The sequence below is a fragment of the Alicyclobacillus sendaiensis NBRC 100866 genome (genome assembly GCF_001552675.1).
Taxonomy (GTDB): Bacteria; Bacillota; Bacilli; order Alicyclobacillales; family Alicyclobacillaceae; genus Alicyclobacillus; species Alicyclobacillus sendaiensis.
Genome location: NZ_BCRQ01000077.1, coordinates 1 through 11,370 on the forward strand (window position 1 = coordinate 1; position 11,370 = coordinate 11,370).

General features: G+C 54.1%; 10 protein-coding genes. 9 read left to right on the plus strand and 1 reads right to left on the minus strand.

Annotated elements, in window-relative coordinates:
- The first annotated feature begins 473 nt into the window (after positions 1–473).
- The 5 genes from AS26_RS12310 (at position 474) to AS26_RS13995 (ending at position 6,306) form a co-directional block, all read left to right on the plus strand.
- On the plus strand, positions 474–1,751 hold the full coding sequence (locus AS26_RS12310; RefSeq protein WP_169793503.1) for a sugar ABC transporter substrate-binding protein: 1,278 nt from the start codon (positions 474–476) through the stop codon (positions 1,749–1,751).
- A 114-nt stretch (positions 1,752–1,865) separates the two neighbouring features.
- A complete protein-coding gene (locus AS26_RS12315; protein WP_062310014.1) occupies positions 1,866–2,768 on the plus strand; it encodes a carbohydrate ABC transporter permease in 903 nt (300 codons plus the stop codon).
- A complete protein-coding gene (locus AS26_RS12320; protein ID WP_245629761.1) occupies positions 2,761–3,615 on the plus strand; it encodes a sugar ABC transporter permease in 855 nt (284 codons plus the stop codon). Before AS26_RS12315 ends, AS26_RS12320 begins: the two co-directional genes overlap by 8 nt.
- Before the next feature lie 36 nt (positions 3,616–3,651).
- Positions 3,652–4,656, plus strand: a complete 1,005-nt coding sequence (locus AS26_RS12325; RefSeq protein ID WP_169793504.1) for a glycoside hydrolase family 53 protein — start codon at positions 3,652–3,654, stop codon at positions 4,654–4,656.
- A 60-nt stretch (positions 4,657–4,716) separates the two neighbouring features.
- Complete coding sequence (locus tag AS26_RS13995; RefSeq protein ID WP_083516097.1) at positions 4,717–6,306, plus strand: glycosyl hydrolase 53 family protein; 1,590 nt, start codon at positions 4,717–4,719, stop codon at positions 6,304–6,306.
- Between the two features lie 192 nt (positions 6,307–6,498).
- Here the strand turns inward: AS26_RS13995 and AS26_RS12330 are convergent, their stop codons facing one another.
- Positions 6,499–6,927 carry a Fur family transcriptional regulator gene (locus AS26_RS12330; protein ID WP_062309998.1) on the minus strand — a complete coding sequence of 143 codons (429 nt, stop codon included), beginning with the start codon at positions 6,925–6,927 and terminating at the stop codon, positions 6,499–6,501.
- A gap of 247 nt (positions 6,928–7,174) precedes the next feature.
- Between AS26_RS12330 and ahpC the strand changes: the two genes are divergently transcribed.
- From ahpC to AS26_RS12350, 4 genes are all read left to right on the plus strand, one after another.
- A complete protein-coding gene (gene ahpC, locus AS26_RS12335; RefSeq protein WP_062310001.1) occupies positions 7,175–7,738 on the plus strand; it encodes an alkyl hydroperoxide reductase subunit C in 564 nt (187 codons plus the stop codon).
- A gap of 18 nt (positions 7,739–7,756) precedes the next feature.
- Positions 7,757–9,286: an alkyl hydroperoxide reductase subunit F gene (ahpF, locus tag AS26_RS12340; protein WP_062310004.1), complete on the plus strand. Its 1,530-nt coding sequence runs from the start codon at positions 7,757–7,759 to the stop codon at positions 9,284–9,286.
- 246 nt (positions 9,287–9,532) lie between these two features.
- Positions 9,533–10,540 (plus strand): zinc-dependent alcohol dehydrogenase, encoded by a 1,008-nt coding sequence (locus AS26_RS12345; RefSeq protein ID WP_062310007.1) that lies wholly within the window; start codon positions 9,533–9,535, stop codon positions 10,538–10,540.
- The gene (locus AS26_RS12350; RefSeq protein WP_062310010.1) at positions 10,537–11,352 is read left to right on the plus strand and encodes a sugar phosphate isomerase/epimerase family protein; all 816 of its coding nucleotides are present in this window, start codon (positions 10,537–10,539) and stop codon (positions 11,350–11,352) included. The genes AS26_RS12345 and AS26_RS12350 overlap by 4 nt, the downstream gene beginning before the upstream one ends.
- The last annotated feature ends 18 nt before the right edge of the window (positions 11,353–11,370 follow it).

Here is an 11,370-nt window from a genome sequence, read left to right on the forward strand (position 1 = left end):
ATCGGTCAGGGGGGATGCTCATGAAGGTTCCGCTCACACCGCTCGATTGGCTTCGTCGCGCTCGAAAGCTTTATCCGCACAAGGTGGCTGTCGTGCACGGCCCGCAGAGGTTCACGTATGACGAGTTCTCGAGACGGGTCAACCGGCTACTGTTTGCCCCATGGTAAGGCTAGCATATGCCATGGGCGCTCAAGACACGTTGCTCTATTTCCTTTCTGGTTGATGTGTACTGCACCAAGCTTCTAGTCTGCGTATCGTTTACCGTTGGTCACGCATGTTGTCTCCTTCGGCCTCATTAGTGCAACAAGCGAAACCCTGGGCAACGTCTACTTGACACTGAAGGCGGCGCGGAACTATTATTAAAGCGCTTACAAGTTTATTTAGTCAAAATCTACGGGGAGATGGTGGCCAATGTGAACTCGAGACCACATTCCGAGGTGACACGAGTCCAGACCATAAGGGGGCAGTGCATTATGGTGAAAACATCGAAGCGCCATGTATGGGCCGGAGCCGGCGTGATTGCGATGATTTCAGCGATGGCGGTAGGATGTGGTACCCAAACGCCGAATCAACAAAGTCCAACGGTATCTTCGGCCGAATCGGCCTCTGTGCAGTCGTCGATTCCGAGGGGAATTACGCTCCATGTGCTGTCATATTGGCAACCAGAAGAAATGAAAGTAATTAAGACCTTGGCTGCCAAATGGGCAAAGCTGCATGGCGACACTGTGATCGTCGAGCAGAATTCCGCAACGGGTAATAGCAAGTACTCCAACTGGGCACAAGAAGTACGGGCGGGGACGGGGCCAGACGTAGCTATTGCGATGCCGGCAGATAACCTGGGAACTTTCTACGAAGAAGGGCTGTTGGCACCAGCGACACTCATGAAACCGTCCGATTACCCGACGGGCGTGGCAGATGGCGTGAAGATTGCCGGCAAGTACTATGGTTACCCTGTGGCTGTTCAGAGCGTTGCTCTAATTTACAACAAGAAACTAGTTCCAACTCCGCCGCGGACATGGTCACAATTCGTACAGGACGCAAACAAACATGGGTTCGCGTTTGCGCAGGAACAGTTCTGGTATGACTATGCCTTCATAGGAGGCATGGGTGGGTACATTTTTGGGCAGAAAAACGGCTCGTTTAATCCGAACGATATTGGGTTAGCGACGCCAGGGGCGATCGCAGGCTTCAAACTTCTGCAGGACATGGATCTGAAATACCACTGGATGAACCCTAGCGTGAACCAAAGCATTGCCACGTCCGAGTTTGACGAAGGTAAGGTCGGAATGTTTATGAGTGGTCCTTGGGACATCGAGGCAGCTATCAAATCCGGTATCAACGTCGGAGTTGCCCCGATGCCGACACTTCCGAATGGGAAACCGGCAACGCCACTCATCAGCAACCTTACCGCTATTGTGAGCGCTAGGACCAAGTACTTAACAGCTGCAGAGTCTTTAGCTCAGTATCTGACGAATGAAACCGCAGAACTACTGTACTACAAAGCGGATGAAGATTTGCCTGCGATGAGCGCACTCCACAACAACCCTGAAATTCTTAAGGATCCCATTGCGAGAGGGTTCCTTGACCAGCTCAATACTGCTGTTGCAACACCGAACATCGCTCAAATGCAGGCTGTGTACAGCGCCCAATCTATTATACCAGACATATTGTCTGGAAAAATCTCAGCGGAAGCTGGCGCAAAGCAGTTTGTACAAGAGATTAAAACGGCGATTAGCGTACAGCAGGGTTGACACACGTGGGCGGGCGAGAGCGAGCTCGCCTGCCCAAGTAAGAGAGGTGTAACAATGTCATATCATTCTGTTCCTAGGGTCTCAGCGGACCAGCGCAAGAGACGAACGAAATCGGTGCAGTGGTCGGCTTACGCATACCTTTCGCCAGCCATCCTCACAATGTGTGCGCTGAGTTTTTTGCCAATGGCCTTTACAATCTATATTTCGTTCACGAACTGGAATGAAATGCATTTCTTGAATTATCAATTTGTGGGACTTAAAAATTACATGTCTCTATTTTCAAAAGGGAACCCATTGGCTATTGCTTTTATCCCAACCCTGTTATGGACTTTGATATTCACATTTGTTTCTACATCACTGAACTATTTGGTGGGTTTGTTTTTGGCGATATTAGTAAACGAAAAAACAATTAAAGAGGCACGTCTATATCGTACGCTTCTCATTATCCCTTGGGCAATTCCGGCGTTGATTTCAACATTGTCGTGGCAGGGCCTGCTAAACCAGAATTACGGTCAAATAAACGCACTACTTCACATATTCCACATACCTCCTATACCCTGGCTGGTAGATCCATTCTGGGCCCGCCTAAGTGTGATTCTGGTAAACCTGTGGCTGTCGTTTCCGTACTTTATGACAGTCTCGCTCGGTGCTCTGCAAGCCATACCAACTGAACAATATGAATCAGCAGAAATAGATGGGGCCTCTTATTGGCAGAAGTTAGTATACATAACCATTCCAAATGTCTGGCGTGTCACAATCCCTTTACTCATACCAGCGTACTCTGCGACTTTCAACAACTTCAATATAATATTCCTTTTGACCGGCGGTGGACCGCCTAGGCTCAACACACAGTTCGCTGGCTATACAGACATCCTGGCGTCCTCTGCGTATAAAATTGCACTTCAGTTCAACCGGTACGATTTGTCCGCGACGCTGTCGGTAGTTCTGTTCATCATGGTTGGAATTATAAGCATTATTAATATGAGGTTTACGAATGCTTTTAAGGGGGATGATTGAAGACATGGCAAGGGTTAACGGCGTTCGTCATTCAGACAACTTGCGAGCATGGATTATCAGACTTGTTCTATGGATTGTTATCATTCTCACATTAGCTCCACTTCTTTACGTAGTAACCGCGTCATTTAGTTCTAGTGACGCACTATCGTCTGCTTCTCTGTTGCCGGTGAGACCCACCTTGGACAACTATAAAGCGGTCATTTCAGCCGGATTCTTGCGATGGGCATGGAACAGCACATTGGTCGCATTTGTCGTGTCCTTCATCCAGGTAGTAATTACGAGTACGGCTGCCTACGCATTTTCGCGAATGCACTTTATTGGACGCAGGTACGGATTGATGATTTTGTTGGTACTTCAGATGTTTCCTAACTCGATGTCTGTGGCGGCCATCTACGCGGTGCTAGCGAAGTGGGGTTTATTAGATCGTCTGTGGATATATATACTCCTGCTTGTTGGAGGTAGTGCTTTTAATATATGGCTGATGAAGGGCTTCTTTGATACAATACCCAAAGAACTAGATGAAGCTGCGCTCGTAGATGGTGCAAGTAATGTTAGAATATTCCTAAATATCGTCTTGCCGCTTGCCCGTCCTATGCTAGCGGTGATCTTCTTCTTGTCTGTAATTGGGTATTATAGTGAGTATATCCTTGCTGGAACTGTACTGCAGTCACCAGGGAACTATACATTGGGTCTGGGTATGTATAATCTCATCAATACACAATTCGCCCAAAACTGGGGATTATTCTCGGCGGCATCCCTCATGTCCGCGATACCACTGGCTGTCGCGTTTACAATTCTGAATCCATTGATGGCTCGTGGTCTAACTGCTGGCGCGACGAAGGGGTAAATCTTGACGGAGCGGCATCTTGGGGAGGGACTTGCCTTGAAAAACATTAGGTTTATTAAGGGAGCAGATGTCTCATTCTATGATGAGATTGAGCAAAATGGCGGACGGTTCTACGTATGCTCACACGAGAAAGACTTGTTTAAGATATTGAAAGAGTATGGTGTGAATACACTTCGGTTTCGAATATGGAATGATCCGGACGTGGGGTATTGTTCACCAGAAAGGACCTTAGTGATGGTAAAGCGAGCGGTTGAATCGGGATTTGAAGTAGGTCTGGATTTCCACTACTCTGACTGGTGGGCTGACCCGGGTAAGCAGTATAAACCTAAAAAGTGGGCCAACTTACATGGAGAGAGCCTCGGCGAAGCCGTCTACGACTTTACTCGTAGTACATTACTTTCTTTTAAATCCGAGGGGATAGCTCCCGTGTTCGTGCAGATTGGAAACGAAGTAACCCGAGGGATGCTTTGGGAAGATGGTAAAGTGCCATCGCGCAACGAGCCCGACAACCCTGATGCGTGGAGTAGATTTTCGTACCTCCTTAGTTGCGGAATACGAGCCGTTCGTGATGTGTTCGAAAACGATACAAAGGTGATGATCCACATTGATCGTGGGGGGGATAATCCAGGAGCAATATTTTTTCTTGAGCACATCATGAGTCATGGGGTTGAATTCGATTGGATTGGACTGTCGTACTACCCGTGGTGGCATGGACCTATATGTAACTTCAGAGACAATGTCATGGACTTGTCAAGCCGTTATGGCCGTCCGATTTTGCTCGCGGAAACTGCATACCCTTGGAGAGAGGTGACACTTGAACAGGACGGGATCAAATTGCACGGCACTGCAAAGGAGCAGCGTGATTTCTTAGAAGAAGTGTTTAGCATAATCAAAGATCTTCCATGTGGTCTGGGTTTGGGAGTGTTGTACTGGGAGCCAGATGCTATTCCACTCACTCAGACCACGAACGGTTGGAGTGCGTTTGCGATGTTTGACGAACAAGGAAGAGCTCTTTGTTCTATGGAAATATTTGATATTTAGAAGAAGGTAAGTAATAATTTCGCTGATTATTGGCTCATTGAGAGCGAGGGTGAGAAGGAAATGTTCAAAAATGCACTGCTTAACGGGGTCTTTGGTGCAATCTCAGTGCTGGTTCTCCCCTTTGTGTCCAGCAATCACATTACTCTGGGCGCCGCTGCTCCTCACGAACAAGTTGGTCAACTCTCTGATCTGCCACCAGGTATTGATGCTGCACTAGGGGCATCTATACAGGTGTCTGGCGAATCTGGAGATCTGTCCAGCATGGTAGATGGTGATGCTTCGACTACCTGGTTTCCTAACCGACCTGGTTCATACGTTGTTCAAGTCAAATTACAACGTCCTGTAACTATTACTGGTGTCTGTATAAGCTGGCCTGAAGCGTACGACAGTGCAATGGTTCAGGTTCAGGTATCAGTAAATGACAACACGTGGTTTGGAATCGGTGGTCGCGAGACTGCAGTACCAATAAGCTCTTCTATTCAGGTTTTAGAGCCGCTACGTCCGATAAAGGATATTCAATTTGTTAAAATTATTGTCAGAAGTCCAGACAATCAAAAGGTAGGGATTTCAGAAATTAGGGTATTCTCTCCAGAATCATATCTTACTCGCCGGATGATGTTGGGGGATGATATCTCTACAATGTTGCAGGAGGAAAGTATTGGTAACCATTATTATTTGGGAACACAAGCGATGCCGCTACCTGAAATACTACGGTTGGGCGGCGCAAATTATATTCGTATGCGGCTTTGGGTCAACCCACCAAAGGGATATAATAATCTAAAGTACGACCTTACGTTAGCTCAGATCGCAAAAGTATATGGGTTACGTATTTTTCTAGACATTCATTATTCAGACTTTTGGGCAGATCCAAGCAAACAATATATCCCGAAGGCTTGGGCGAATGAGTCCTTTTCTCAACTCGAAACAACTGTAGAAAATTATACAAAAGAGGTCTTGTCCTCCTTCGCGAAGCAAGGGACTCCCGTCGATATGGTCTCGATAGGCAATGAAATTACCGACGGATTCCTTTGGCCATACGGGCAAATTTATCTTTCGAACGGAACTCAAAATTGGACTGGGTTCACGGATTTGCTCAAGGCTGCGATTAAAGGAGCCGAGCAAGGTAATCCTTCAGGCCACAAGTTGTTGATTATGCTGCACACAGATAGAGGTGGAGACAACGCTGGTGAGGAATATTTTTTAGACCATGTTCTGCAATACGGTGTGCGGTTTGATGTCATCGGGCTTTCGTACTATCCTTGGTTCCACGGTCCCCTGTCGGGCCTCATCAATAACGTGGATTCTCTGGCTGAAAAGTATAACAAACCAATAGTGATCGCCGAAACACAGTATCCTTGGACCTTGGAGCACCCTAGTGGGGATCCAACTCCGAATCAGGTGACATCGACTACTCCGCTTCCTCCTGGCTATCCTCCGACTCCGCTTGGGCAGGAGTTATACGTGCGTGACCTGGTCTCTATACTTGCGCATGTCCCAAAGAATCTTGGTTTAGGGGTGTTCTATTGGGAACCAGGTTGGCTTCCCGGAGTAGGGTGGGAACCAGGGGCAGGGACCAGTGCTGCAAATCTTACAGAATTCAATTGGCAAGGTGAGGCCCTTCCATCGATTTATGCATATGACGTCGGGTAAATATCCTTAAAAGAGTATGCGCGAGAAGAGTATGCGCGGGATTGAATGGACATGACGACCGGGGTCTAAGTTGCTCTTTTGCGTATGAATGAAATTAAAGGGCCAGGGCAGAGTTCCTGACCCTTTTGTATTCCGAGCAGGTCTGTACCGGACTAAGGCATGCGTTTTCCTTCCTTAAGCCTTAAGAAAGCCTTAAGACACCTGCTGCTTCTTGCAGCGCGGGCAGACACCCCGGACCTCGACATGGTAGTCCTCGATTTCAAACCCCTCGGCTTCTGGTGGAACGGACAAGTGAATCGGCTCCTCCAGGTAGAAGTCGAACAGCGCACCGCAGCGCGTGCAGACCAGGTGATGGTGCGGCTCAACATTGATGTCGAACCGGCTGGCGCCGTCGCCAACGCCAATCTCCTTGACGAGTCCCACCTGCGACAGTTGCTTCACCGTATTGTAGACGGTGGATACGCTCATGCTAGGAAAGCGGTCCTGCAGGGACGTGTAAATATCGTCTACGGTCGCGTGACCGTCGTAGTCCAACAAGAACTGGAGAATGGCTTCTCGCTGCGGGGTCACGCGCAGGCCAGCATGTTTCAACAGCTGCACAGCGTCTTTCTGAGCCTGCATGTCACCCCCTCCTTTCATCCGTGGTTTTACTCGATTCTATCCCCTTTGACAACCGGCATCGCTTTTTTTATAATGCGACCTAGATGAGAACGATTCTTAAATAAGACTCGTTACGAGTCGATTATAATTCAACGTTCTCATTCTGCAAAGCTCTCTTGCCGCGCAAGACGAGCCTCATTTGGTCCGTCCCGCTTTCGCGGAGGACATACATCCGCTCACATTATCTTATCAAGGAGGATGATGGTTCATGTCGCTCGTGGGCAAGAAGATTCAGCCGTTCAAAGCGATGGCATTTCGCAACGGCGAGTTCATTGAGGTGACGGATCAAGATCTGTTGGGCAAGTGGAGCATCCTGTGCTTCTACCCGGCCGATTTCTCGTTCGTGTGCCCGACGGAGCTGGAGGACCTGCAGGATCACTACGAGGAGTTCAAGAAGCTCGGCGTCGAGGTGTACTCGGTCTCCACGGACACGCACTTCGTGCATAAAGCTTGGCACGACGTTTCCCCGGCGATTCAGAAGATCACCTACACGATGATCAGCGACGCGACGCACGAGATTTCCCGCAACTTCGACGTGCTCATCGAGGACCAGGGGGTCGCGGAGCGCGCCACGTTCCTGATCGATCCCGACGGTGTCATCCAGGCGATTGAGATCACGGCGGACGGCATCGGCCGCGACGCGTCGACGTTGATTCCGAAGGTCAAGGCTGCGCAGTACGTTCGCAATCACCCGGGTGAGGTTTGCCCGGCCAAGTGGAAGGAAGGCGAGAAGACGCTCAAGCCGAGCCTCGATCTCGTCGGCAAGATCTGAGGAGGTGTCTGCCTGACCATGGTGCTCGACGATGAAATTCGAGAGCAACTGAAACAATATCTCGAGCTCATGGAAGGCGACGTCGTGATCCGGGTTTCGCCCGGGTCCGACGACGCCTCCCGCGACATGATGGAGCTCGTAAACGAATTGAAGTCGGTGTCGTCCAAAATCCGCGTGGAAGAGGCGGATCTTCCGCGGCGCCCGAGCTTCAGCGTGAACCGCCCGGGCGAGGACACGGGTATCGTGTTCGCCGGCGCGCCGCTTGGACACGAGTTCACGTCGCTCGTTCTGGCGCTCTTGCAGGTGAGCGGACGGCCGCCCAAAGTCGACGAGTCGGTGGTTCGCCAGATCCAGAGCCTCGAGGGCACGTACGAGTTTGAGACGTATGTCAGCTTGAGCTGCCACAACTGCCCGGACGTGGTCCAGGCGCTGAACCTGATGAGCGTCTTGAATCCGAACATCCGGCACACCATGATCGACGGCGCCGTATTCAAGGCGGAAGTCGAAGAGAAGAACGTCATGGCGGTGCCGACGGTGTATCTCAACGGGGAGTTCTTCGAGAGCGGTCGGATGTCGGTGGAGGACATTCTGGCCAAACTCGGCAGCCAGGCGGATGTGTCGGATCTGAATCAGCGGGATCCCTACGACGTCCTGGTGATTGGCGGCGGCCCCGCGGGCGCGAGTGCGGCCATTTATGCAGCCCGCAAGGGCATCCGAACGGGCATCGTGGTGGACCGGTTCGGCGGCCAGGTGAACGACACGCTTGGCATCGAGAACTTCATCAGCGTGAAGTACACCGAAGGGCCGAAATTCGCCGCCCAGCTTGAGGAACATGTCCGGCATTACAATATCGACATTATCAAATCTCAGCGCGCGAAACAATTGCGAAAGGGCGATCTCGTCGAGATCGATCTCGAGAGCGGCGCCACCCTCAAGGCGAAAACCGTGATCATCGCGACCGGGGCGCGCTGGCGCAACCTCGGCGTCCCCGGCGAGAAGGAGCTGCAGACCAAGGGCGTGGCCTACTGCCCACACTGCGACGGGCCGCTCTTCCAGGGCAAGCGCGTGGCCGTGATCGGTGGCGGCAACTCCGGCATCGAGGCGGCCATCGATCTCGCCGGCCTCGCGTCGCACGTGACCGTGCTCGAGTTTCTGCCGCAGCTCAAGGCAGACGAGATCCTGCAAAAGCGGCTGTTCAGCCTGCCCAATGTCACGGTGCTCACGAACGTGGAGACGAAGGAGATCCTCGGCACCGAGCGCGTGACGGGTCTTCGCTACGCCGATCGCGCCACGGGCGAGGAACACGAGATCGAGCTCGAAGGCGTGTTTGTGCAAATTGGCCTGGTGCCGAACACGGAGTGGCTCGGCGACTTCGTCGAAAAGACGCGCTTCGGCGAAATTGTCGTCGACAGCCGCGGTCAGACGAGCGTCGAGGGTGTGTTCGCGGCGGGCGACTGCACGAACGTGCCCTACAAGCAGATCATCATCTCCATGGGCTCCGGCGCCACCGCGGCGCTCGGCGCGTTCGACTACCTGATCCGCCATTGAGGTTCGCAAGGGGCCCATTACGCAACCATCTCAATTCGCAACCGTCCCATCCAGTTCCCACTTGCCCCTGCGGTTCCGGACGCCCCGCCGCAGGGGCTTTTTTTTTGATCCGCCTCGGCTGAGAACCGCTGATAACCGCCGTGCATCACCCCGGCGCAACAACGGCATTAGCGGGATGGCGCCCGAGGATGATACATTCATATCATCCCGGCCGGGGAAGTGCGAGCGAGATCGAGGTGAATGCGCATGCGACAACTGGTGATAGAAGCGCCTTCGCGATTGCGCCTGTGCGAAGCGGAAGAGGCGGGACCGCCCGGGGCCGGGCAGGTGAGGCTTCGCACCATCATGGGCGGCATCTGCGGCTCGGATACGAAGGTGTATCACGGCCACCTGCGCCACGCGATGTATCCCGTCCGCCCCGGGCATGAGCTCGTGGCCCGCGTCGTGGAAGTGGGAGCGGGCGTGGATCTAGCGCCTGGCGATCGCGTCGTGATCATCCCGAACACGTACTGCGGCGAATGCGCGCCTTGTCGCCGTGGGCAGACGAACGTGTGCGTGCGCAAAGCGTCCATCGGCATCAATGCGCCGGGGGGATTTGCGGAGGACTGGGTCGTTGAAGCCAAGTACGCGGTGCCGGTGCCGGACGAGGTGAGCGACGTCGAGGCGGCGATGGTCGAGCCGTTTGCCGTGGCGTGGCACGCCGTTCATCGGGCGCGGGTGAGCGCTGGGGACGAGGTGCTGATTCTCGGCAGCGGCACGGAGGGCGCGCTCTGCGCGCTGCTCGCGCAGTCGCTCGGCGCACGGGTGACGGCGGCGGACGTGCGCGAGGACCGCTTGGCGTTCCTCCGAGCCATTGTGCCGGGCGTGCGCACGGCGCTCGTCTCGGAACTCGAAGCCGACACGTATGCGCTGGTCGTGGAGGCGGCGGGCGCGCCGGAAGCCATCGCCACGGCCGTGGCGTGCGTGCAACCGGGGGGGGCCATCGTGGCGGTGGGCCTCGCGGAAGAGGCGCGGTTGCCGATGCAGGTCTTCGTCCGCAAGGAGGCGTCTCTTCTCGGCTCCATCATCTACGTCCGGCAGGATTTCGTGGACGCGCTCGCCCGGCTGAAGGCGGATCCCGCCCTGCGCCAGGCGTTCGAAAAGCTGTGCGCGGGCGTCTGGCCGCTCGAGGCATACGCTGACGCGTACCATCACGCGCTATCCGGCAAGCCAGGCAAGGCCATCATCGCCTTCGAGGGAGGTGCAGCGCGATGAGGTGGAGCATCTGCACCACGGGCATGAAGGATCGGCCGCTCGAGGACATCCTGAGGCTCGTCCGCGCCTGGCGCGCGTCCGGCGCGCCCATCGAAGGGTTGGAGATCTGGGTGGGCCATCTCGAGCCCTACGCCGCGCGCGGCCCATCGGCGCTCGAGGAACTCGCCTCCCGGCTCGCCGATGAGAGACTCGCGGTGCCGGTCATCAGCGGCTACACCTATTTCTCCCGCAGCCCGCGCGATCGCGACGCCGACCTGCGCGACATTCGCCGCTATGCTGAAATGGCCTCTGCGCTTGGCGGGCCCGCGATTCGAACCTTCTTCGGGCACCTCGCCTCGCGCCAGGCGAGTCCGGAGTTGTGGGACGAGTCGCTCGCCGCGCTGGTCGAAGCGCGGGCCATCGCGCGGGGCATGGGCACAGACCTTCTCGTGGAGACCCATTACCAGACGTTTGCCGATTCCGTCGCCAGCCTTCGCAGCCTGCTCGACTCCGTTCCGGGGGGCGATCTCGGCCTCATCTTCGATGCTGCCAACTTTAACCCGGACCACTTCGACCCGCTCGACGTGCTTCGGGAGGTGTACCCAGCCGTTCGGCACGTGCACTGCAAGAACTATCACTGGAATCATGAGGCGTGGTACCAGAGCGTCCCCGTCTCCGCGTTCGATCCGTCGGGAGACGTGGACAACGACCGCGTGCTCCGGGAGCTCGCGGCGCGCGGCTTTGAGGGATTTGTGTCGCTCGAGTATTTTGGCCGGCGAGGCTTTTCAGCGCTTCTGCAGTCGCTCGAAGAAGCGAGATGGCGCTCGGCGTGAGCCGAACAGATGAAGACG

What these genes read in the sequence shown, in the direction of transcription:
- AS26_RS12330 (WP_062309998.1), bottom strand. Translation starts at nt 6,927, where the DNA reads ATGCAGGCTCAGAAAGACGCTGTGCAGCTGTTGAAACATGCTGGCCTG.
- ahpF (WP_062310004.1), top strand. Translation starts at nt 7,757, where the DNA reads ATGGTGCTCGACGATGAAATTCGAGAGCAACTGAAACAATATCTCGAG.
- AS26_RS12345 (WP_062310007.1), top strand. Translation starts at nt 9,533, where the DNA reads ATGCGACAACTGGTGATAGAAGCGCCTTCGCGATTGCGCCTGTGCGAA.
- AS26_RS13995 (WP_083516097.1), top strand. Translation starts at nt 4,717, where the DNA reads ATGTTCAAAAATGCACTGCTTAACGGGGTCTTTGGTGCAATCTCAGTG.
- AS26_RS12310 (WP_169793503.1), top strand. Translation starts at nt 474, where the DNA reads ATGGTGAAAACATCGAAGCGCCATGTATGGGCCGGAGCCGGCGTGATT.
- AS26_RS12350 (WP_062310010.1), top strand. Translation starts at nt 10,537, where the DNA reads ATGAGGTGGAGCATCTGCACCACGGGCATGAAGGATCGGCCGCTCGAG.
- AS26_RS12320 (WP_245629761.1), top strand. Translation starts at nt 2,761, where the DNA reads ATGATTGAAGACATGGCAAGGGTTAACGGCGTTCGTCATTCAGACAAC.
- ahpC (WP_062310001.1), top strand. Translation starts at nt 7,175, where the DNA reads ATGTCGCTCGTGGGCAAGAAGATTCAGCCGTTCAAAGCGATGGCATTT.